The sequence below is a fragment of the Acidihalobacter sp. genome, assembly GCF_037381185.1.
Classification (GTDB): domain Bacteria; phylum Pseudomonadota; class Gammaproteobacteria; order DSM-5130; family Acidihalobacteraceae; genus Acidihalobacter_A.
Map to the genome: position 1 here is coordinate 1 of NZ_JARRQY010000050.1, position 22,500 is coordinate 22,500.

General features: G+C 63.2%; 21 protein-coding genes (1 of these 21 only partly in view). 7 read left to right on the plus strand and 14 right to left on the minus strand.

What is annotated here, in order from left to right; genetic code table 11:
• Positions 1 to 510: UTRA domain-containing protein (locus tag P8014_RS15820; RefSeq protein WP_337818299.1), on the plus strand; the 510-nt coding region annotated here is incomplete at its 5' end.
• A gap of 22 nt (positions 511 to 532) precedes the next feature.
• Here the strand turns inward: P8014_RS15820 and phnN are convergent.
• The 3 genes from phnN to P8014_RS15835 all read right to left on the minus strand — a co-directional run bounded on the left by phnN (position 533) and on the right by P8014_RS15835 (position 3,722).
• Positions 533 to 1,132 carry a phosphonate metabolism protein/1,5-bisphosphokinase (PRPP-forming) PhnN gene (gene phnN, locus P8014_RS15825; protein WP_337818300.1) on the minus strand — a complete coding sequence of 200 codons (600 nt, stop codon included), beginning with the start codon at positions 1,130 to 1,132 and terminating at the stop codon, positions 533 to 535.
• Between the two features lie 754 nt (positions 1,133 to 1,886).
• Positions 1,887 to 2,159: a hypothetical protein gene (locus tag P8014_RS15830; protein WP_337818301.1), complete on the minus strand. Its 273-nt coding sequence runs from the start codon at positions 2,157 to 2,159 to the stop codon at positions 1,887 to 1,889.
• Positions 2,160 to 2,342: 183 nt separating this feature from the next.
• Positions 2,343 to 3,722, minus strand: a complete 1,380-nt coding sequence (locus tag P8014_RS15835) for an HDOD domain-containing protein (RefSeq protein ID WP_337818302.1) — start codon at positions 3,720 to 3,722, stop codon at positions 2,343 to 2,345.
• A gap of 285 nt (positions 3,723 to 4,007) precedes the next feature.
• Between P8014_RS15835 and motA the strand changes: the two genes are divergently transcribed.
• Positions 4,008 to 4,862, plus strand: coding sequence for a flagellar motor stator protein MotA (motA, locus tag P8014_RS15840; RefSeq protein ID WP_337818303.1), 855 nt, complete (start codon positions 4,008 to 4,010; stop codon positions 4,860 to 4,862).
• A gap of 33 nt (positions 4,863 to 4,895) precedes the next feature.
• Positions 4,896 to 5,843, plus strand: coding sequence for a flagellar motor protein MotB (gene motB / locus P8014_RS15845; protein WP_337818304.1), 948 nt, complete (start codon positions 4,896 to 4,898; stop codon positions 5,841 to 5,843).
• Positions 5,844 to 5,882: 39 nt separating this feature from the next.
• Here the strand turns inward: motB and P8014_RS15850 are convergent, their stop codons facing one another.
• The 4 genes from P8014_RS15850 to P8014_RS15865 form a co-directional block, all read right to left on the minus strand.
• Complete coding sequence (locus P8014_RS15850; RefSeq protein WP_337818305.1) at positions 5,883 to 6,515, minus strand: DedA family protein; 633 nt, start codon at positions 6,513 to 6,515, stop codon at positions 5,883 to 5,885.
• A gap of 37 nt (positions 6,516 to 6,552) precedes the next feature.
• Positions 6,553 to 7,368 (minus strand): UDP-2,3-diacylglucosamine diphosphatase, encoded by an 816-nt coding sequence (locus tag P8014_RS15855; protein WP_337818306.1) that lies wholly within the window; start codon positions 7,366 to 7,368, stop codon positions 6,553 to 6,555.
• A gap of 181 nt (positions 7,369 to 7,549) precedes the next feature.
• A complete protein-coding gene (locus tag P8014_RS15860) occupies positions 7,550 to 10,255 on the minus strand; it encodes a glycosyltransferase family 39 protein (RefSeq protein WP_337818307.1) in 2,706 nt (901 codons plus the stop codon).
• A 4-nt stretch (positions 10,256 to 10,259) separates the two neighbouring features.
• A complete protein-coding gene (locus tag P8014_RS15865) occupies positions 10,260 to 11,594 on the minus strand; it encodes a chloride channel protein (RefSeq protein ID WP_337818308.1) in 1,335 nt (444 codons plus the stop codon).
• Between the two features lie 205 nt (positions 11,595 to 11,799).
• On the opposite strand from P8014_RS15865, the gene argC reads away from it, so the two are divergent.
• The 4 genes from argC (at position 11,800) to erpA (ending at position 14,452) form a co-directional block, all read left to right on the plus strand.
• Positions 11,800 to 12,837 (plus strand): N-acetyl-gamma-glutamyl-phosphate reductase, encoded by a 1,038-nt coding sequence (gene argC / locus P8014_RS15870; RefSeq protein ID WP_337818309.1) that lies wholly within the window; start codon positions 11,800 to 11,802, stop codon positions 12,835 to 12,837.
• A 60-nt stretch (positions 12,838 to 12,897) separates the two neighbouring features.
• Positions 12,898 to 13,575, plus strand: coding sequence for a DUF6776 family protein (locus tag P8014_RS15875; protein WP_337818310.1), 678 nt, complete (start codon positions 12,898 to 12,900; stop codon positions 13,573 to 13,575).
• Positions 13,576 to 13,582: 7 nt separating this feature from the next.
• Entirely contained in the window at positions 13,583 to 14,020 is a 438-nt protein-coding gene (locus P8014_RS15880; RefSeq protein WP_337818311.1) for a polymer-forming cytoskeletal protein, read from the plus strand.
• Between the two features lie 69 nt (positions 14,021 to 14,089).
• Positions 14,090 to 14,452, plus strand: coding sequence for an iron-sulfur cluster insertion protein ErpA (gene erpA, locus P8014_RS15885; RefSeq protein ID WP_337818312.1), 363 nt, complete (start codon positions 14,090 to 14,092; stop codon positions 14,450 to 14,452).
• 133 nt (positions 14,453 to 14,585) lie between these two features.
• Here erpA and P8014_RS15890 read toward each other — a convergent pair whose 3' ends face one another.
• The 7 genes from P8014_RS15890 to P8014_RS15920 form a co-directional block, all read right to left on the minus strand.
• A complete protein-coding gene (locus P8014_RS15890; RefSeq protein WP_337818313.1) occupies positions 14,586 to 15,602 on the minus strand; it encodes a peptide ABC transporter ATP-binding protein in 1,017 nt (338 codons plus the stop codon).
• Positions 15,603 to 15,619: 17 nt separating this feature from the next.
• The gene (gene dppD, locus P8014_RS15895) at positions 15,620 to 16,597 is read right to left on the minus strand and encodes a dipeptide ABC transporter ATP-binding protein (protein ID WP_337818314.1); all 978 of its coding nucleotides are present in this window, start codon (positions 16,595 to 16,597) and stop codon (positions 15,620 to 15,622) included.
• Positions 16,597 to 17,553, minus strand: a complete 957-nt coding sequence (locus P8014_RS15900; protein WP_337818315.1) for an ABC transporter permease subunit — start codon at positions 17,551 to 17,553, stop codon at positions 16,597 to 16,599. Before P8014_RS15900 ends, dppD begins: the two co-directional genes overlap by 1 nt.
• Positions 17,554 to 17,586: 33 nt before the next feature.
• Positions 17,587 to 18,597 (minus strand): ABC transporter permease subunit, encoded by a 1,011-nt coding sequence (locus P8014_RS15905; protein WP_337818316.1) that lies wholly within the window; start codon positions 18,595 to 18,597, stop codon positions 17,587 to 17,589.
• Positions 18,598 to 18,743: 146 nt separating this feature from the next.
• On the minus strand, positions 18,744 to 20,339 hold the full coding sequence (locus P8014_RS15910) for an ABC transporter substrate-binding protein (RefSeq protein ID WP_337818317.1): 1,596 nt from the start codon (positions 20,337 to 20,339) through the stop codon (positions 18,744 to 18,746).
• A 415-nt stretch (positions 20,340 to 20,754) separates the two neighbouring features.
• Positions 20,755 to 21,867 (minus strand): anhydro-N-acetylmuramic acid kinase, encoded by a 1,113-nt coding sequence (locus P8014_RS15915; RefSeq protein WP_337818318.1) that lies wholly within the window; start codon positions 21,865 to 21,867, stop codon positions 20,755 to 20,757.
• Positions 21,864 to 22,500 carry the 3' portion of a peptidoglycan DD-metalloendopeptidase family protein gene (locus P8014_RS15920; RefSeq protein ID WP_337818319.1) on the minus strand. 749 nt of this gene lie beyond the right edge of the window, so 637 of the gene's 1,386 nt are visible here — the last part of the coding sequence; its start codon lies beyond the right edge, outside the window; it ends in the stop codon at positions 21,864 to 21,866. The genes P8014_RS15915 and P8014_RS15920 overlap by 4 nt, the downstream gene beginning before the upstream one ends.

The following is a 22,500-nucleotide window of genomic DNA, read 5'->3' on the forward strand; positions in this document are numbered from 1 at the left end:
TTCGTGCAGGAAGAAGTGATCGACTACCCGGTGACGCGGCGGACTCGCTTTTCCGACATCATGATCATGTCCGACCATGAGCCGGGCCAGCGCGCCTTGCGCGCGCTGGAAATGCCGGCCGATGCCGAGGTCGCGCGCGAATTGGGCGTGGCCGCGGGTGATCCTCTGCTGCTGGTGGAGACGGTCCACGAGGCCGACGGCCGGCCGCTGTCGGTGACCGCGCACTATTTCCCCAAGGCGCGCTGCGAAGGACTGCTCGAGGCCTATCGCGAGAGCGGCTCCATCACGCAGGCGCTGTACAACGTGGGTATCCGCGATTACTTCCGTCAGACGACCCGTGTTACCACATGCCTGCCGACCGAAACCGAAGCGCGCCATCTGCGCCAGAGCTCGACGCTGCCGGTGCTGCTGACTCAGAGTGTGAACGTCGATGCGGACGGCTATCCGGTCGAATACTCGATAGCGCGCTATGCGGGCCAGCGCGTGGCGCTGGTCTTCAAGCCGAAATAGCGTCGGCTGCGCGCGAGGCGCTTCACTCATCGTCCGCCACGCTTGCGCCGCGTGTTTCCAGAATGTATCGGCAAAGCGCTGTAATCGCTTCGTCCAGCGATCCGTCGTTGTCGAGCACCAAGGCGTTCGTAGGTGTTTCCAGTTCGTCGGATCTGCGCAGGCGAGCTTCGATTTCGAGGGAAGATTCGCGCCCGCGCTGCCGCAGGCGTTGTCGCAGCTTCTGCGGGTCGACGCGCACCAGCACCGGGATCAGTGTCGGGACCAGCGTTTCTGCGGTCGGCAGATAGCCCCGCGAACCGTTGACGCAGACGTCCGCTCCTGCACACAGCCACTCCTGGATTTCCGTTCCGATGCCGTAGGCATAGCCGTGGCTGCGCCAGTGGAAGAGGAAATCGCCCGCGGCGGCCTTGTTTTCGAATTCCGTCGAAGAAAGGGCGATATGGTCCTCTCCGCCAAGTTCGGTGGGGCGGGTGATGTAGCGCCGTGCAAAGCGAACCTCGACACGCCCGGCCAGGCGCTCGCTTGCGCCGCGCAGCAGGCTGTCCTTGCCTGCGCCGGATGGCCCCATGATATACCACAGGCGACCGGGTCCGAATGAAGGGTTCAAATCGTCGCTTCGCAATGGAGCAGACTCCGGGAGACAATGTTGAACGCTCAGGCGTTCGTTGCGTGCCGCGTCAGGATAGCGTGCCCCAATGACACGGCGGAGAATGTCGGCAATGCATTTCCGTTATTGAAAATCTTCTTTTTTCAATTGATTGAGGATTTTTGGGCGACTCCTGCCATAGATGAAGAGCGAAATGTGTCGGTGGCAATAAACAATTCACGTCTCTGTCGGAGTGTCATGTGGGCATCAAGGACGGGGCCGTTCCGCGGAGGGCGGCGGGCCCCGGTGGGCCGTCGTTCCCGAGCATACCGGCATTCGCAGTGGCTGGCGCGACTCTGGGCGGACAACATCAGCTACAGCCTGGGACGGCGCTATGGTCGACGCTGGACGCAGCAGGGGTTGTAGCTGCTGCGGCGAGAGCATTTCGAACGGGCTCAGATCTTACTCCATGGCCCACAATCGGACGGTCAAAAGCACTTCGGGAACGCACGAGTTGCCCTTGATGTTGTGGCGAACCGCTTACCTAGGGCCCGAGGGCCGATTGTTCGCAGATGAATACCGCGGTGGAGGAGCTGGCCGATCTGCCGTCTCCGGAACAGGGGTCGAGGCGGGGCGCATCAAGGATCTGATGGCCGGAACGGTTCTGTCGCTGGGTTGGCGACAGTGGTGGTGGGAGCTTGCGCGTTGTGGACGGTACTGGTGCGCGGTTGAAGTGCTTCGCCGGCCAGGCCTGTGGCGTGGCCGGCGGAACCTAAACCGCTGTGCGGCGTCAGCCGCCTATCTCTCCGCGGCCTTCGCTGCTATCTTCGCCGGAGCCGTTCATGCCCCCGGAATGGCTATTGCCCGTGCCCTCATGTTCGCCGCCGCCTTCCATGCCACTGTTGCCCTGCATGCCGTCGTCGCCGCGCTGGACCTTTTGATTCCCTGATCCGGGCTGCAGGATGATGGGGTTGGAATTCGAGCTTTGAGCGAATGCGGTGCCGGCGATACCGAGGCCCAGGATGCCGCTGAAAAACGCAATAGCGAATTTGCCCTTGTTCATAAACTGTCTCCGTCGTCTGTGCGGGTCCGTGATCCCCTGCGTGCTGCCGGATCACGGAGACAGTCTGCCCAAGGAGCAATTACCCCAGATTTTCCTGCAGGTTGCCGTCTGTTAATAGGCGCTTGGAATTGGGAAGGGCGGGATGATTGTCCGGTCTCTGAGTTTTTTGCGTTCGCCCGGATTTCAGCGGGTCCCTATAGCCTTCAGACGTTTGATGGCCAGTATTCCTACACGCTTGAACGCGGCGAACTGCTGTTCGGTCAGGGCGCAGTCGGGGTGGCGACGATCGGCGTAGACGATGCCAACCGGTTCGTCGCCTGCGAACAGCGACAGGCAGAAGAATCGGTCCGTGCCGCTCAGTTCGGTAAGTGCCCGGGGAACGAGTTTGGCGAGTCTGGCGTCATCGGGCCCCCGGCCCCAGACCGCGACCGGTTTCTTGAGCAGTTGGGAGAAGAGCTGGCCCTCGCCGAGAGGCAGGCAGATGTTGTGGAAGCCGTATTCGTAGTCCGTGCCGAGCAGGAATTCGGTTTCGAGCCGCTCGCCGTCGTCATTGCTGCTGTAGCGCGCGAACACGACGCGGTCCATGCCGAGGCCGTTGTACAGCGTTTTGCTCAATGCATGGATGATGTCCGTTTGCATAACGGCGCGCTCGATGCGGTGCTGGCCGAGGGTGATCCAGTCCTGGTCGGGGGCGGAGCAGACCGATGGGCTTGGGGGAGGCGGGATCTCGCCCATCTGTGTGTTGCCGAGTACCTGCAGTACCGGAAGGTTGTAGATCGCAGCCGTTTGGGCTTCGAATTCACCAATGATGTCGTCGATTTCCTGGGTGAGCGCGTTGAAATCGAGGTCGAGTTGCCGGGTGCAGGCGCGCAGGTCGGCTTCCGCGCGTGGGGTCTGCCAGTTGCCCAGGGCGTGCCAGGCCAGGCGGCTGGCCAGTATCGGGGCGGTCTGCCGGGGCGTCAGGGCCTGATGCAGGTCCAGCGTGGTCTGTAGCAGTTCGGGCAGGCCCCAGGCTTCGGCCAAGGTATGGCCCAGGTCGTTGATGTTGGTGCCGAACACGATGTGCGCGGCCTGCTGCGGATGGACGCCGGCCTGACGGCGCAGGCGCTCCAGTTCGTACATGTCCGCTGCGGCGACATTCCACAGCGCTAGTTCACCCAGCGGCGCGAGCAGCGAAGACAGCGCAATTTCACCGGGTTCCAGTTCGCGTCGCTCCTGGGCGATGAACAGGCCGAACAATCCACTGAGCGCGGCCCGGCCGAGCGCCGTCTTGTACATGCCGAGATGCGGCTCGCGCAGCTTGTCTTCGGCACAGGGCAGCTCCCGCGCGAGCTTGAGGATGGGGGTGATGCCAATCATCATCGCCGCCTGCAGCAGCGTGGTGATGGGGCTGTCGATATGCCGGTGATGGATGTGGACCGCGCGGTGCAGCACAGCGATTGCCAGCGCCGGGTCGAGGGTCAGGGCGTGTTCGAGTTCCTTGGCCGACAGGCGCGGATCATCCTCCAGCGCCTCTAGGCGTTCGATCGTGCTGGCGAGAACCGCTAACTCGGGTTTGATCACAGCGAACATTCCCCTTGTTTTGGCTTATCGCCCCGGCAGTTAAATATTCAACTATCGGGGCCGTAGTCTTTATCCGGGCTGTTGCCGCAAGCCTACAGCATGGGATGCTGGTGCGCTATGATCGAGACGTAGCCGCGGAGCGGCATAGCTCGAACTCTTGAAATAACGGTTTGCTTGGACCGGACGTGCACGCGGTGAGATAGGCTCCGGAAACGGGGCGCGATGCCGTATTTCCGCTAAAGCCGGTCGGTTTTCAGCCTACATAACGGCCATCAAGGACTCTGAATGAATACAATTATCGGGATGTTGATCGTCTGCGGTAGTGTGGTTGGCGGCTACATCCTCTCGCACGGCCATATGGCCACTCTGCTGCAGCCCTACGAGTTGCTGATCATCGGCGGCTCGGCGTTCGGTGCTTTCATGATCTCCAATCCAATGGGGCTGATCATGAAGGTGCTCAAGGGGCTGCCGGGACTGCTCGGCGGGGCCAAGTACAACAAGGCCGCGTACCTGGAACTGCTTGGCCTTATGTATTCCCTGTTCGTCAAGGCGCGCAAGGAAGGGCTGATGGCGATCGAGGGCGACATCGAGGATCCTGCCCAGAGCGAACTGTTCGCGAAGTACCCCAAGGTGGTGAAGGATCATCATGCACTGGAGTACATCGTCGACTATATGCGTTTGATAGTCTCCGGAGGCATGAATCCGTTCGAGTTGGACAATCTCATGTCGCTGGAACTGGAAACCCATCATCGTGAATCGGAGCAGCCGGCCAGCGCGCTCAATCGCGTGGCTGACGGTTTGCCGGGGTTCGGCATCGTGGCTGCGGTGCTCGGCGTGGTGATTACCATGGGCAGCCTGGATCAGCCGCCGCAGGTGATCGGCGAGCATGTGGCGGCGGCGCTGGTCGGTACCTTCCTCGGCATCCTGCTGGCCTATGGTTTCGTTGCTCCGCTGGCAGTCTCGATGGAACACCGGGCACGCGATGAGGCCGGTTTTCTAGAAGTCATCAAATCCTGCATTCTGGCGCAGGTGCAGGGCTACAGCCCGCAGATCGCGGTCGAGTTCGGCCGCAAGACGATGGTGTCTTCGCTGCGCCCGAGCTTTCAGGAGTTCGAGGAATATCTCAAGGAACAACGGTGACGGTGCCGCTACGGCATCCGACGGGGCAGTCCCATGGATGACAAGAAACAACCCATCGTTATCAAGAAAGTGGTCAAGGCCCATGGCCACCACGGGGGGGCGTGGAAGGTCGCCTATGCCGATTTCGTGACCGCGATGATGGCGTTTTTTCTCCTCATGTGGCTGCTCGGCTCGACTACGCCGCAACAACGTGCGGGCATGTCGAAATTTTTCAACAACCCGAGTGCCATCCAGGGGCCGGGCGGAGCGAGCACCAGCATGATCAAGCTGGGCGGCACCAAGGACATGGTGACCGGACCGAAACAGGAGGCTAGCATCGGCGGCTCACCCCAGCAGACGGCTAAACAGTTGAGCAAGCAGGCCGAACAACTCGACCGCGAGCGTCTGCAGACGCTGGAGGTCAAGCTGAAAGAGGCGATCGACAAGAGTCAGGCGCTCAAGCCGTTCAAGGATCAGCTGCTCATCGATATTACGCCCGAAGGTCTGCGCATCCAGATCGTCGACAAGGAAAACCGACCGATGTTCGATCTGGGCAGCGCTGCGCTGAAGCCTTATGCGCGAAAGATCCTCGAACATATCGGCGTGTTCCTGAACCAGGTACCCAACCACATCAGCATTACCGGCCATACCGATGCGCATCGCTATCTGAACAAGAATTTGAGCAATTGGGAACTCTCGACCGAGCGCGCGAACGCGGCGCGGCGTGCCCTGGTCGGAGGCGGGATGAAGGCGGACAAGGTGGCGCGTATCGTCGGTCTGGGAGATACCGTGTTGTTCGACAAGACTCATCCGCTGGCTGCGGTCAATCGCCGTATCAGCATCATCGTGCTGAACAAGCAGGCCGAAGAGGCGATGGCGCGGGGAGATCGCTATGCGACCGGAAAGAACGGGGTTCCTGTGCTGAAGCAGCCTACTACCAAACCAGTCGCTCCAACGAGCGGACAGGCGCCGCCCGCCCCTGCCGCGGCGGCGAAACACTAGCGTTTTTTTGCCTTCGGTGCGGCAAATCCGGCAGTCGGATCAATCCGTTTCGCTGGACGGCCGCAGCCGAAGCCACCGCCGGCGCGCTAGGTAGATAAACAGCACTACGGCTGCGCCGATGGCCAAGGCGATCGGCGCGGCGTGTGTCACCCAGGCCAGCAGCGCCACGAGATGGTCGCCGAGGAACCAGGCCGCCATGCCCCAGGTCCCGACCCAGAGTGCGGCGCCGAGCACGTTGTAGATGAAGAATCGCAACGGCAGCATGCCCGATGAACCGGCGACGAGACCGTTGAGTTGCCGTGCGATCACGAAGAAGCGCGCGACGATGACCACTTCGGGGCCGAAGCGGTCGTAGAAACGGTGCATTTTGCTCAGGCGCCTGCGCGTAATGCCGATTCCGGTTCCATAGCGCAGTAACAGGCGACGACCGCCGAAACGCCCCAGGTAGAAGGCGAGGTTGTCGCCCAGTACCGCCGCCAGCCAGGCCGCGGCCAGCAGCACCGGCAGTTGGATATGGCCTTGGGTCGCCAGCAGCGAGGCGGCGATGAGCAGCGTTTCGCCCGGTATCGGCAGACCGAAGGTTTCCAGCAGCAGGCCGATGAAAACCGCCCAGATGCCGTACTCATGCAGATAGGGCGCAGCGTGCTGCAGAATGGCGGGAAGTGAGGTCACGGGGGAGTCCGCGCGGCTGTGGCGCGTGCTGGTGGTGTCAGGTCGAGGAGTCGGCCAGAACGGCGTCGCTGCCCTGTTCGGCCGGACTGCTTACCATTGCGGGCCAGCGCAGTAGCTCGAGGCGGCCATTGTGGTGTTCGACCAGAGCCGTGCGGCTTTCCACCCAGTCGCCGTCGTTGCAATAGAGTATGTCCCGAAAGCGCGTGATTTCGGCATGGTGGCTATGGCCGCAGATGATGCCGTGCGCGTGGGCGGCGCGGCAGGTCTGTTCGACCCGGCGCTCGAAGCCGCTGAGAAAATGCACCAGTTGCTTGACCCGGTGCTTGGCGTTCGCGGACAGTGTTTGCGGTTGCATGCCCTCGTCTTTGTGGGTGCGATGAGGCAACCGTTTGTTCAGTGCACGCAACCAGTCGTAGAGCACGTCGCCGACGTGGGCCAGCCAAGGCATCTTGTGGATTATGCGGTCGAATTCGTCACCGTGCATGACCAGCATCCGCTGGCCGTCGGCGGTCAGGTGCAGCGCGCGTTCCTCAACCATTACCTGTCCGAAGCGCTGTCCCGAGTAGGCACGCATGGCGTGGTCATGGTTGCCGGGTACATAAGTCACGCTCACGCCGTCGACCGCCCGTGCGAGGACATGGCGAATCACCTCCATGTGGGCGCTGGGCCAGTGTGGACGCCGGCGTAGTGCCCACAGGTCGATGATGTCGCCGACCAGGTAGATGCGTTCGACTTCGGTCTGGCGCAGGAAGCTCAGCAGATCTTCCGCCTGGGCGCCGCTGCTACCGAGGTGCAGATCGGAGATCCAAAGCGTTCGGTAGCCTTTGGGCGTTTGCGATTCCGCAGTGTCCATGGCGTTATTCCCCGCGCGGTTGCCCGCATCGGCATGCGGGATTGATGATGACATGTGTGCTGGAAGTATGGTCTCTGCCCGGGGCGGTGAGGCTTACCACTTGTTCATGCTGGCGCGGCAAAGCGCCACGGCACGCGCTTAAGCGTTTCACAACTGGAGCCTGTTCGTCAAATTGATGACGTTATTGTGCCGTTTCCGTGAAGGTCTTGGAATTCAGGGTTCCGGAGAATGCGTAATAGGTGTTGCGGACCACGCCCCGGCGCGCGACGGAAAAATCCCCGAGGTAGCGGTACGGACCATTGAACAGACGTGCGATATTCGCAGGATGACGGCTATTGGCGATGAACAGGCCCGGAGTCCCTACTGGCGGCGTCTGCTGCCAGGCCAGGTAGGCGCTGCCCGAGCGAACTTCGAAGGGATCGGAGGTCTGTGGGTGGCCCTGCATGTAGAAACCGAGCACGCTTGCGATTTTGTAATTCGACCCGACCACCCAGGCTTGCCGACCGCCCCGTGCCTGCGCGGCGCGCAGCGTGTCGGCCCAATGCGCCAGCGGCTTGTGGTCGAACGGGAAGATGCGCGGGTAGTTGCGGTAGGCGATCAGCGGGTGCGCGACTTCGATGTGAACGTATAGCGAGAGCACTGCGGCGAAGGCTACGGCGAAGGTGCTGAGCCAGCGCAGCCAGCGCCGGCGGTGGTGAATCAGCGCGGCCAGCAGGCCACCGGCCAGGGGGAACGCGGTGGCGTAGGCCGGCGCCGACCAGTTCGGCCCGCTGCTCGCGAGGAGGCTGGCACCGCCGAACACGCCGAAGGTGACCAGGGCCGGCCAGAGCAGGAAAGGGCGGATCTCGCGCGGTTGCAGCGTGGCGGCAGCGTCCGGTCTGTCTGCCGGGGCGCGGCGGAAGGCCTGCACCAGCCCGGCGATGACGACCAGCAACAGCAGCGGTGTGATGATGCCGGCCTGCCCCGCGACGTAGGCGAGCAGAGTATGCAGGCCGCCGGAGCTGCTCGCCGCGCCGGTGGCGGGCGTGGCGCCCACGCTGGAGCCGAGCCCCTGGCGGAAGTGGAAGCCGAACGATCCCCAGTTATGGGTGTACTCCCAGATCCACATCGGCGTCGTGACGATGGCGGTGGTGAGCAGCGCGAGCCAGGGATAGGGGGTAGCCAGGCTGCGCCGGCCCCGCGACGTCGACAGCAAGGCGAACAGCAGCGCCACATAGAGCAACGCCATGGGGAACTTGCTGAGCATGCCGAGGCCGGCGCACAGCCCCATGAGCAGCCAGTCGAACGGACGCATGCGCTCAAGCGCGCGCAGCGTGAGCAGCACTGTGGCGCCCCAGAAGAACAGCAGGGGGATATCGGGCGTGGTGATCATGCCGCCGACGGCGAACAGCGGGGTGCTCACGGCCAGCACCAGAGCCCATAGAGCGGCCCGCGAATTTCGCCAGTAGACGGCAGCCAGGCGGTAGACCATCCAGACCAGGGCGATGCTCATCATGCTTGGCACCAGCCTTACCCCGAGCTGTGTGGTGCCGAGCAGGCGGGTGCCGGCGGCGATGAGGTAGGCGATCATCGGCGGGTGGTCGAAGTAGCCCCAGGCCAGATGCCGCGACCATTGCCAGTAGTAGCTCTCGTCGAATGTCAGCGGCGTCTGTGCGGCGAACAGCACGCGCAGTATGGCGGCGCTGCTGAGCAGAATGACCACCCAGCTGCGGCTGATGAGTTCCTCGGGCCGGGGCAGACCTTCGCCGGCCATTTCCCCGCCGGCCGGGAACGCCCAGCGCCGACTGCCCCAGAAGTTCCACAGACTTGCCGCGATGACGCCGATGACCAGGGCAATCTGTTCGATCGACAGCGTGTGTACGAGGTTTGCCCACAGGCCGGGTGTTTGCGGCGCCGGCAGGCTGACTACGCTTTCGAAGATCAGGCTGCGCAGGATGAAGCCGACAACGCTGACCGCGAGAAAGGCACTCATGCGTGCGTGGCTGCGCCGCTCGCGGAAGGTCCACCGGGCATTGAGCGCGAAGTTGAAGCGAGCGGCGACCAGGAATGAGACGGTCTGCGCGAAGAAGCCGCCCAGCGTGGGTCCGAGCTGCTGTAGCCCCAGATACCAGTAGGCCAAGCCGAAGGTGGCCGAATCCACCGCCATGCCGAGCACGCCGACCAGACCGAACTGCAGATAGCCGATCAGGCGCGGAAAACGCGCGCGGTAGAGTGAGCCGAGCTGCACCAGGTAGGCCAGCATGACCGCACTGCCCAGTTTGCTGGCGCCGCGCGTCCGGTCGCGGAAGGTGAACGGGACTTCTACCATGCGCTTGCCGGGCAGGCGGGCGAACAGCTCCAGGCCGATCTTGTAGCCGCGTGGGATGTAGTGCAGTTCGTCCAGGCACTCGCGACGCAGGGCGAAGAAGCCCGAGGTGATGTCCTTGACCGGGCTCAGCGGCCGTGCGAGCAGGCAGGCGCCGCGCGACACGATGCGCCGGATCAGCGGCCAGCCCTCGGTCCCGCCGCCGCCGACGTAGCGGCTGCCGATCGCCACGTCGGCGCCGCCGCGAATGGCCGCGAGCAAATCGGGGAGCAGTTCGGGGGGGTGCGAAAGATCGGCATCGATGACTGCGAGCACATCGCCGTGGGCCTGCTCGAAGCCGGCGGCGACAGCCTTGGCCAGCCCCTTGTCGCTGTCGCGTACGATGACGCGGACCTGTGATTCTCGGGCGCCGTGTTCTGCTGCGGCCTCACGCATCGCGCCGGCGGTGCCGTCCGGCGAGTCGTCGTCCACCAGCAGCAGTTCGGCGGGTTCGTCAAGGCGGGAGAAGGCTTCGAGCACGCGCCGAATCAGTTCGGATGCGTTGTCGCGCTCGTTATAGGTCGGGACGATGACTGAAAACATGCGGTCAGGGTACGTTCGGGCGTTGTTCGGTCGGTGGAGCCTCGGCCGTGGGTTTCGGCGCGGCGTTGAGGAAGTCCTCCGCCAGGGCCTGGTAGATCGGCCGCGGGCAGACCAGCCTCGAAGCGCCGTAGGCGATGAAGGCGGTGGCCATCAGCGGGATCAGCAGGTCGTTGTTGTGGGTCATTTCCATCACGATCACGAACGCGGTGATCGGAGTCTGCACCACGCCGGCGAAGTAGGCGACCGTGCCGAGCAGGACTACGGCAGCCAGGTCAGTGTGCGGGAACAACTGGGCCAGATGCGCGCCGAGGCCGGCACCGGTGGCCAGCGAGGGCGCGAAGATGCCGCCGGGAATGCCGCTCCAGTAGGACACGGCGGTGGCTAGCAGTTTGAGGTAGGGGAAGGAGTCGTTGACGCCGTGGGTGTCCTGCACCAGAGCGCGGGCAGCCTCGTAGCCGGAGCCGTAGGTGGCGCCGCCCGAGATCAGCCCGATCACCGCGATGATCAGCCCGCAGGTGCCGGCCACCAGCAGAGTGCGGCGGCGATAAAGCGGTTTGATCAGTTTCTGTCCACGCAGCAGCAGGGTGCTGAACAGGCCGCCCAGCAAGCCTCCGGCTATCCCGCACACCAGTACCGGCAGCAGGCCGGTGCTGACCGAGACGTTGGCCGGCACGATGCCGAGATAGGTGTAGTTGCCGAGCAGGGCTATCGAGGTGATGCCGGCGAGGATGACGGCAGTGATCAGCGTGCCGCTGGTGCGTTCCTCGAACGAACGGCTCATTTCCTCGATAGCGAACAGGATACCCGCCAGAGGAGTGTTGAACGCGGCGGCGATGCCAGCGGCCCCTCCGGCCAGAATCATGCCGCGGTCCATGTAGTGGAACGGGAAACGCCCGAGCCGGCCCAGGCTGAACAGCACGGCGGCGCCGATGTGTACCGTGGGGCCTTCGCGGCCGATCGAGGCGCCGCTGAGCAGACCGAGCAGGGTGAGTACGATCTTGCCGAAGGCGATGCGCCAGCTGAGTAGCTTGGCGCGTACGCTCTCCTCGCGAATGTCCAGCGCGGCAATGCATTGGGGGATGCCGCTGCCTTCCGCGCCTGGGAAGATGCGCTTGGTCAGCCAGGCGGCGAGCATGATCAGCGCAGGAGTGACTACCAGCGGCAGGTACGGCGAGATGGCGATGAGGCGTTGGAACAGGGCGTTGGAGTAATCGGCGGCCTGGGCGAAGAAGCTGGCGATGAGCCCGACGATGACGGCGCCCGCCCAGAAGATGATCCGGATGCGCCAGCTTTCAGGCGAAAGCAGGCCGTGAGCCGAATGATAGAGGCGTTTCAGCATGGAGCGGGGAGCATGTTGTACGGACGGGGCGAATTGTACGGACGTGGCGAAAAGCCCTTGGCATTCCGGAGAGATATGAAGGAGCGCATTTTTCGTTATTGGCACGACGAACGCAAGTGCCCGTGAGGCGTCAAAGTTATGGCGTGGCCAGGGTGCGAGCCTTTAAGATGTGCGTCCGATCGTCAGCGATGGATTTCGCAAGCTTATGGACAAGGTCAAGGTGGGCGTGGTCGGCGGGACCGGTTACGCGGGTGTGGAACTCATACGGTTGATGCTCGGCCATGCGCGAGCGGAGCTGCGGGTGTTGACCTCGCGCGGCGATGCGGGTCGGCGCGTCGACGAAGTGTTTCCGAATCTGCGTGGTTACCTCGATCTGAGCTTCGTCGCTCCCGACGAGGCGGAGCTGGAGAATTGCGATGTGGTGTTTTTCGCCACTCCGAACGGTACTGCGATGCACGATGTGCCGCGTCTTCTCGAGGCGGGCGTGCGTGTCATTGATCTGGCGGCGGACTTTCGCCTGAAGGACGTCGATGAGTGGTCGCGTTGGTACGGTATGGAGCATGCCAGTCCCGAACTGATCGAGGAAGCGGTCTACGGCCTGCCGGAAATCAACCGCGCGGCGATTCGTACGGCACGTCTGGTGGCCAATCCGGGTTGCTATCCGACGGCGGTGATCCTGGGTTTCCTGCCGTTGTTGCGTTCGGGTCTGCTCGAGTCCGGGCGACTTATCGCTGACGCCAAGTCCGGTGCCAGCGGTGCGGGCCGCAAGGCGGCTCTGTCGATGCTGTTGACGGAAGCATCCGAAAACTTTCACGCCTACGGTGTGGCCGGTCATCGCCATCTGCCCGAGATTCGCGCAGTGCTGTCGGGGCAGGCTGGTACGGCGGTGGATCTCGTTTTCGTGCCGCATCTGCTGCCGATGATCCGCGGCATACACGCCACTTTGTATGCCGGCCTGCAAGGTGACGCCGGCGATCTGCAGGAATTGTTCGAATCGGCCTATCGGGCTGAGCCGTTCGTCGATGTCATGCCGGCCGGTTCGATGCCGGAGACGCGCAGTGTGCGTGGCGGGAACCTGTGCCGTATCGCGGTGTCGCGCGCCCCGGGCAGCGATACGGCGATAGTGCTTTCGGTGATCGACAACCTGGTCAAGGGCGCCGCGGGGCAGGCGGTGCAGAACATGAATCTGATGTTCGGACTACCTGAGGCGGCCGGGCTCGATAGCGTTTCTCTGCTGCCCTGAGCCATGGCCGTTTCGAAAGGGAAAACGCACAAGGGTTATCGGCTGCGCGCACACGATCCAGTGCGGCGCGTACTGCTGGCGCTGCTTGCCGTGGTGCTGCTGGGGGTGGCTGCGGCGGCCATTTACTGGGCCGGCTATCAGAGCGCCAACGGGATCACTGCGCGCGAACGCAGCCAGTTGCAAGAGCTGAAGAGCCGTGCCTCCTATCTCACCATACGCAATCAGGAGCTGACCGACCAGGCGGCTCGGCTGGGCCGCAGCGGCGAGATCGATCGCGAGGCGGCGCGGCGCGTGCAGAAAAACCTCAACGAGATGGAAGCGAGGCTGGCTAGCCTGAATGAACAGGTGGCTTTCTACCGCAGCATCGTTTCGCCTGCGAGCGATCAGGCTGGGGTGAATCTACAGCATTTCGAGATTCAGCACGCAGCGTCCGGCAAGGGTTACAGCTTCAAACTGGCGCTGACCCAGGCGATGCATCACGATGCGAGAGCCGAAGGGCATGTGAGCGCCGAGATTCAGGGACTGCAGGATGGCAAATCGCATGCGCTGGATCTTTCCAAGCTGGCCCAGATAAATATGGGTTTTTCGTTCAAGTACTTTCAGAATTTCCAGGGCAGTTTCCGATTACCCTCCGGTTTCGTTCCCGAGAATATTGTCATCTCGGTGCGTCCGAGTAAGCGTAATCTCAAAGGAACCGAGAAGACCTATGCTTGGAATGACGCCTTAAAGGGAGGTTGACCAGACCATGTTCGGTGGCAAGAAGAAGTTGAATTCGATGCGGGTCGACACGTTGATCGGTAAGGGCACCGTGGTACGAGGCGACCTTCACTTCGTGGGCGGTCTGCATATCGATGGCCGTATCGAGGGCAACGTGGTGGCCGACGGCGACGATGACGCCGCGCTGGTGTTGAGCGAAGGCGGGGAGGTGGAGGGCGAGGTGCATGCCCCCAACACGATGCTCAACGGCTCGATTGAAGGCGATGTGCATTCGGCCGTGCATCTGGAGCTGGCGGCCAATGCCAAGGTGTGCGGCGACGTATACTACAACCTGCTGGAGATGGCGGTGGGCGCCGAGGTGAACGGCAAGCTGGTGCATCGCAAAGGCGGCAAGCCGCAGCTCGAGGACCAACGCGGGAAAACGGTGGGGCCCCAGCTCGAGGCTGAGGAAGTGCTCGATTCTTGACCAAATCACTTGGATTAGGCTACCGTACACGCATTGTCCGGCGACAACCCTGTTTTGGAGGCGCATATCATGTCGGCGACCGACTTGCTTGAAGAATCCATGCCCGATCCGCTGCTGTTTACCGATGCGGCAGCCAGCAAGGTGAAGGAACTGATCGAGGAAGAGAACAACGCGGAACTCAAGCTGCGGGTGTTCGTGACCGGCGGCGGCTGCTCCGGCTTTCAGTACGGCTTCACCTTCGACGAGAATGTTGGGGATGGCGACACCGTGGTCGAAAACGGCGGCGTCACCCTGCTGATCGACCCGATGAGCTATCAGTATCTGGTCGGTGCGGAGATCGACTACACGGAAGGTCTCGAAGGCGCTCAGTTCGTCATTCGCAACCCGAACGCGACGACCACCTGCGGCTGCGGTTCTTCCTTCTCGGTCTGAGACGGTCGCCGCAGTATGTAACGGGCCGCGCGACTCGTTAAGCAAAAAGGCAGCCTCGATGGCTGCCTTTTTCGTTTCTGCCTCTTGAGTCTGGATTTTGCCTGATGTGGCGTCGGCCGGTTCTTGTTTGGCGTCAGTCCTGGGTCTGGGCTGCTTCTAGAGTGAGCACTTCCTCGGCGCGGTGGCAGGCAATCTGCCGCTGGCCGACTTCACGCAGTTCCGGGCGCTCGCTCTTGCAGCGATCCGTGGCGTAGGGGCAGCGTGTATGGAAGGCGCAGCCGGAAGGCGGATCCAATGGCGAGGGCAGTTCACCATTGACTGCCATGCGCACCTTGCGCGCTGTGGGGTCAATATGCGGCGTGGCAGCCATCAGCGCGCGAGTGTAGGGGTGCAAGGGCGTGTCGAACAGGATTTGTTTGGCGCCCACTTCGACCGCCCGGCCCAGGTACATGACCATCACGTCGTCGGCGATATGCCGTACGACCGAGAGGTCGTGCGAGATGAACAAATAGGCGACGCCGAATTCCTCGCCCAGATCCATGAGCAGGTTGAGCACCTGCGCCTGCACCGAGACATCGAGTGCGGAGACGGGTTCGTCGGCCACCACCACCTTGGGGTTGAGCATCAGGGCGCGCGCGATGGCGATGCGCTGGCGCTGGCCGCCGGAGAACATGTGCGGGTAGCGCACGCCGAACTCGGGGCGCAGGCCGACTTTCTGCATCATCCAGTCGACGCGCTCGCGCCGTTCGGCGGAGGACATCTTGGTATTGATGATCAGCGGTTCCTCCAGGATCGCGCGCACTTTCTTGCGCGGATTGAGCGAACCGTAGGGGTCCTGGAAGATGATCTGTACCTGCGCGCGTGCCTGCTTGAGCGCGGCGCGGTCGTCGAGCGCGACGGTCTTGCCGTCGAGCCGGATGCTGCCGGAGGTGGGTGTCTCGATGAAGGTGATTTGGCGCGCCAGGGTCGATTTGCCGCAGCCGGACTCACCGACCACGGCGAGGGTGCGCGCCGGGTGCAGTTCGAAGGAGATGCCTTCCAGTGCACGCACTATCGCCTTGGGGGCGAAGGGGCCACGGGCAGAGGTGTAATGCCGGGTCAGTTGGTCGGCCTGCATGAGCGTGGGCTGGGTTTCGCGGGTCTGGTTCATCTCGGCGTGCTCCTGGCTTAGGCCGTACGGCTGTGCCGGTCGAGCGGGAAAAAGCAGCGTACCTGCTGGCCGGCTTCGCCTTCCAGAGCGGGTTGTTCACGGCGGCAGCGCTCGGTGGCGTAGGGACAGCGCGGGCTGAGCAGGCAACCGTCGGGCCGATCGTATTGACCGGGGACGACGCCGGGCAGCGAGTTGAGGCGGTTTTTGCCGATGGCGCGCTCCGGCAGGGCCGCGAGTAGGGCTTCGGTGTAGGGGTGAAGTGGTTGCTCGAAAATACTCGGAACCCGACCGGTTTCCACTACTTGGCCGGCGTACATCACGGCAACCTTGTGCGCGGCCTGGGCGACCACCGCCAGATCGTGGGTGATCAGGATCAGTCCCATACCGCGTTCTTCCTGCAGGCGCAGCAGAACGTCCATGATCTGCGCCTGGATGGTGACGTCCAGCGCGGTGGTGGGTTCGTCCGCGATCAGCAGCTTGGGATTGCAGGCGATGGACATGGCGATCATCACGCGCTGGCTCATGCCGCCGGAGAGCTGGTGCGGGTAGGCGTCGAGCCGGCTGCGCGGGGCGGGAATGCCGACCTGGGCGAGCAGTTCGACGGCGCGTTCGCGACGCGAGCGGCGGTTGCCGCCCTCATGGATGCGCAGGGCTTCCGTGATCTGCCAGCCGACCGTGAAGCTCGGATTCAGGCTGGTCATCGGTTCCTGGAAGATCATCGCGATGTCCCGGCCGGTCAGCGCGCGGCGCTGTCGGGGCGGCATGGCCAGCAGGTCGTGACCATCGAACTGCACGCGTTCGGCGTCGATACGCCCGGGGTAGCCGATCAGGCCCATCAGCGCGAGCGAGGTGACGCTCTTGCCGGAGCCGGATTCGCCGACGATGCCGAGAACTTCGCCGGCGTCGACGCTCAGGCTGACGTCGTCGACCGCGCGGAACGGCTTGTCGGATGAGCCGAAGGTGACGGAAAGCTTGTTGATTTCGAGCAGGGCCATCAGCGTTTCAACTTGGGGTCGAGGGCGTCGCGCAGACCGTCGCCCATAAGGTTGAAGGCGAGCACGGTAATCAGGATCGCCAGGCCGGGAAAGGTGACTACCCACCAGGCGCTTTGCACGAACTGCATCGCGTTGGCGAGCATGCTGCCCCATTCGGGCGTCGGCGGCTGCGCGCCGAGGCCGAGGAATCCGAGCGCCGCCGCGTCCAGGATGGCGCTGGAAAAGCCCAGCGTCGCCTGCACGATCAGCGGAGCGGTGCAGTTGGGCAGCAGTGTGGAGAACATCAGCCGCAGGTGTCCGGCGCCGGCCACGCGCGAGGCCATGACGTAGTCCTTGCTTGACTCAGAGATCACCGAGGCGCGTGTCAGACGTACGTAGTACGGTACATTGACGATGGCGATGGCGACGATGGCATTGCTCAGGCTCGGGCCGAGGATGGCGACGATGGCGATGGCCAGCAGCAGGCTGGGGATGGCCAGCATGATGTCCACCAGGCGCATGATGAGGCCGTCGACCCAGCCGCGGAAATAGCCCGAGATCAGCCCCAGCAGTACGCCGACCAGCAGCGACAGGGTGACCACCAGCAGACCGACGAACAGCGATAGGCGCGAGCCGTAGATCAGGCGCGACAGCAGGTCGCGGCCGACGGCGTCGGTGCCGAGGGGGTAGGTCCAGTTGCCGCCGGGCAGCCAGGCCGGCGGCTGCAGGAAGGCGGACTGGTCTTGGGAGATGGGCGAATGGGGGGCCAGTACACCGGCGAAGATCGCCATCAGCACGATGGTGACGCTGATGCCGAGGCCGATCAGGGCGCCCTTGTTCTCGCGGAAATAGCGCCACACTTCGATCAGCGGGTGCGGCGGCATTTCGGCGTGGGCGATGGCGTGTTCCTGGACGTATTCGGGGGCGGCGTCGACGGCGCCTTTGTAGTCTTCGTCGCGGGGTGTGTTGTCGCTCATACGTAATGTGTCCTTAGGACCTGTGTTCAGGGCCTAGAGCGCGTGGCGGATGCGCGGATTGATGATGCCGTAGGCAATGTCCACCAGCAGGTTGACCAGGATGATCATGCTGGCGATAAGCAGGATGCCGCCCTGCACCACCGGGTAGTCGCGCTGGTTGATGGCCTGCACCATCCATTGGCCGATGCCCGGCCAGGAGAAGATGGTCTCGGTGAGGATCGCGCCCGCGAGCATCACGCCGACCTGCAGGCCGGTGACGGTGACGACGGGAATCAGCGCGTTGCGTAGGGCGTGGATCATGATTACCCGGAATGGCGAGGCACCCTTGGCGCGGGCGGTGCGCACATAGTCCTCGTTGAGCACTTCGAGCATGGAAGAGCGCGTCATGCGCGCGATCATCGCCAGCGGAATGGTGCCGAGCACGATTGAGGGCAGAATGAGGTGGCGCAGGGCGTCGACGAAGGCGGCCGTGTCGCCGGCGAGCAGCGTGTCGATAAGCATGAAGCCGGTGTGTGGCTCTACCCAGTAGGCCGGGGAAATACGCCCTGACACCGGTGTCCAGCCCAGTTGGACGGAAAACAGCAAAATGAGCAGCAGACCCCACCAGAAGATCGGCATGGAGTAGCCGGTGAGGCTGACGGTCATGACGGTGTGGTCGACGATGCCGCCGCGGCGGATCGCAGCGATCACACCTGCGGGCAGGCCGATGACGACGGCAAAGATCATTGCCGCTACCGACAGCTCGAACGTGGCCGGGAAGCGCTGCAGGAATTCGGTCATCACCGGCTGGCGGGTGAAGATGGAGGTGCCGAGGTTGCCGTGCAGAGCGTTCCAGATGTAACTGAAGTATTGCTGATACAGCGGTTGGTCGAGACCGAGCTGATGCATCATCCGCGCGTGGCGTTCAGGTGTAAGGCCATGGACGCCAGCCATGATCATTATCGGGTCGCCGGGAATGAGATGGATCAGCGCGAAGCTGAACAGACTGACTCCGAACAGTGCGGGGATCACTAGCGCCAGGCGTTTAAGAAGGAATGCAATCATCCGTTTCCTGAACCGTTTGGCGTGCCTTGATACGAGCGTGCGGCACGAAAGGTGGGCTGTTTACACCTATCGAGGGCGATGATGCAAGTATGCGGGGACGGGAAGGGTTCCCACGGCCCGGATATCCGGGCCGTGGGAGCGAGGGCTCACTTCAGGCTGACGCCATAGAAGTAGTGCACGCCGGTGGGCATGATCTTGTAGCCCTCGACGTTCTTGGACATGGGCATGTAGACCGTCGAGTAGTCGATCGGCACCCACGGTACCTGCTTGTGGAACACCACCTGGGCTTTTTCATACAGCTTGGTGCGCTTGGCGGTGTTGCTGGTTTCCTGTGCGGCGGTGACCAGCTTCTGGAACGGTTGGTAGCACCATTCCGAGATGTTGTTGGTCGTGTGCACGCTGTCGCAGCCGAGCAGGGTGTTGAGGAAGTTGTCCGGATCGCCGTTGTCGCCGGTCCAGCCCAGCAGCGCGGTGTCGTGTTGCGCCTGACCCAGGCGTTTGAGGTATTCACCCCACTCGTAGGTCACGATCTTGGCCTTGACGCCGATCTTGGCCCAGTCCGCCTGGATCATTTCCGCCATGCGGCGGGCATCCGGGTTGTAGGGGCGCGACACCGGCATGGCCCAGATATTGGTGCTGAAGCCATTGGGGTAGCCGGCCTTGGCCAGCAGTTTCTTGGCAGCGGCCGGATCGTACGGGTAGTCCTTGATCGACTTGTTGTACGACCAGATGGTCGGTGGCATGGGGTTGGTGGCCGTTTCGCCGGTGCCGTGGAAGATCGCTTTCACGATGGCCTGCTTGTTGACGGCTATATACAGCGCCTTGCGCACGTCGAGCTTGTCGAAGGGCTTCTTCTCGACGTTGAAGGCGAGGTAGCCGACGTTCAGGCCGGGCTGCGAGGGCACCTTGATGTTCGGATCAGCCTTCATGGCCGGCAGGTCGGTCGGGTTCGGGTAGTCCATGATCTGACATTCGCCGGTTTTCAGCTTGGCCCAGCGCACGGACGGATTGGGTGTGATCGAGAACACTAGGTTGTCGATCGCGGCCTTGCCGCGCCAGTAGTCCTTGAATGCCTTGTAGCGGATCATCGAGCCGGGCTGATAGGCGACCAGTTCGAACGGACCCGTGCCGATGGGCTTGAGGTCGAGGTCCTGCTTCTTGCCTTCCTTGGCCAGCTTGTCGGCGTATTCGGCCGAGTCGATGGAGGCGAAATCCATGGCCATATTGGCCAGGAACGGCGCGTTGGGCTTGTTGAGGATGAACTGCACGGTGTGCGCGTCGACCTTCTTGACCGACTTGATCAGCGCCGGCATGCCCATGCCGTCGAAATAGTCATACGTACCTCCGGACACGGTGTGGTACGGGTTGTTCTTGTTCAGCATGCGCTCGAAGGTGAACACCACGTCGTCGGCGTTGAAATCGCGGGTCGGCGTGAATTCCTTGTTGGACTGGAACTTGACGTCTTTGCGCAGGTGGAAGGTGTAGACCTTGCCGCCGTCGGAGACCGTCCAGGACGAGGCTAGGCCGGGCACGATCCGGGTGGTGCCGGGCTTGAACTCAACCAAGCGGTCGTAGATGGTGCGCGAACTCGCGTCGAAGGTGGTGCCGTCGGTATACAGCGAGGGCTGGAAACCGCTGGGATTGCCTTCCGAACAGAACACCAGGGTCTTGGCGGCATTGGCCTGTATGCCGGTGGCCGCCAGGGCGGTACCGAGTGCGATTGCTAGCAGAGACTTCTTCATCGGTGTTTTCACCTCATGAGAGTTGGGGCACAAGTGAGGATGTCCGAACGCAGGCCCTTCCTCCAAACGTTGCGATATGGGGAAGCAGCATGCGTGCCAGCAATCGGGCGCCGCTGCAGCATTCTGTATCGCTGTAGTAAAGAGGGTTTGTGCGCCGCCAGCGTGCACTCATCGGCGGGGATGCGCCAGCACAAGGCGGAACACGATGATGCGTTCGGGTTGCAGCCTCTTCTTTGTGTATTGCCCCTAATGGGTCGTTGTTATATATCGACGCACCGCACGGAGCGTCTTGGATGAAGATTATGTGTCGAGGTGCTGAGTTGCGCAAATGCAGGCGCGTCCGGAAGGCAATGCGCTGACAGTCTCGCGAGTGACTCGCATCCGATTTCAATTGCTTGGATGAGTTCCGTTTGGCTTATGCCGGATGGATCGCTCCCAGAATCACCGGCCTGCGGGCACCGGTAACGGACGGCAGATTGCCTGGACGGCCGGCGAGATTTTGTCGCGCCAGCCAGGCGAAGGCCATGGCTTCGACCCAATCCGGTTCAATGCCGTGAACGGCAGTGGACTCGATGCGGCTTTGCGGCAATAGCGCCTCTAGCCGAGCCATCAACTGCCGGTTGTGGACACCGCCGCCGCAGACGAGCACGCGTGCGCAATCGGGCAGATGGCTTGTGATCGCCTGTGCAACGCTGTGTGCGGTCAGTTCCACGAGGGTGGCTTGAATGTCGGCGGGAGGCAGAACGACGCCCGCCAGTTGACGGTCCAGCCAACGGGCATTGAAGTGCTCGCGGCCGGTGCTCTTGGGTGGCGGCAGCGCGAAATAGGTGTCGCTCAGCATCGCCGTCAGCACAGTTTCATCGCTGTTGCCTTGCGCCGCCAGGGCGCCGTCGAGGTCGCAGGGACTGTCGAGGTGACGTCTGGCATGCAGGTCCAGCAGGACATTGCCGGGGCCGGTGTCGAAACCACTGACCGCTGTTTGCGCAGTACCGGCCGGTAGCAGCGTGACGTTGGCCATGCCGCCGAGGTTGAGTACCACGCGAGGTTCCTCCGCCGAGCGGAACACGGCGGCATGAAAAGCGGGCACCAGCGGTGCGCCCTGGCCGCCGGCAGCGATGTCGCGGCGCCTGAAGTCGGCCACGGTGGTGACGCCCGTGCGTTCGGCGATCCGTGCCGGGTCGCCGAGTTGCAGGCTGAAGGGGCGCGGGCCGTGCGGCTGGTGCCAGACCGTCTGGCCGTGGCTGCCGATGGCGCGAATCCGGTTGGCCGGCAGGTTCTGCCCAGCGAGCAGATCGAGGGCGGCGGCTGCGAACAACTCGCCCAGTTCCGCGTCCAGTTGTCCGATGCGGGCGGGGGTGGCCTCGCCCGTGCTGCCTTCGATCAATCCGGTCAGTGCTGCACGCAGCGGTTCGGGCATGTCGCGGCTGAGCGTGGCGAGCAGCTTGGGGGCGTCGTCGAAACTCGCGAGGCAGGCATCGACGCCGTCCATGCTGGTGCCGGACATCAGCCCCAGATACAGCTCGCTCATGAATCGCCGAAGCGGCTGAGCGAGGCGCGGCGGTAGGTGTCGACCTGGGCGAGCAGAGGCAGAGCCTTGGACTCGAAGTCGGCCACATAGCGCGCCTCGAGCGGCTTGGCTGCAGGCAGCTCGACCTTCAACGGATTGCGGTGCCGGCCGTTGATGCGGAACTCGTAGTGCAGGTGTGGGCCGGTGGCGAGGCCGGACTGGCCGACGTAGCCGATAATCTGTCCCTGACGCACGCGTGCGCCGTTGCGCAGCTTGGCGGCGAAGCGCGACAGGTGCCCGTAGGCGGTGCTGTAGCGCTGGCCATGCTGGAGGACGATGAAACGCCCGTATCCGCCCCGCCAGCCTTTGTAGACCACCTTGCCGTCGCCGGCCGCACGCACCGGCGTGCCGACCGGGGCCGCGTAGTCGACGCCTTTGTGGGCGCGTACGCGGTTGAGAATGGGGTGTTTGCGGTGCAGGTTGAAACGCGAGCTGATGCGGCTGAACTGGACAGGGGTGCGCAGGAACGCTTTGCGCAGGCTGTGGCCGTCGGGCGAGTAGTAATCGGTACGGCCGTTGGGGTCCGTGTAGCGGACCGCCCGGAAACTGTGGCCCTGATTGACGAACTCGGCGGCGACGATGTCTCCTTCGCGT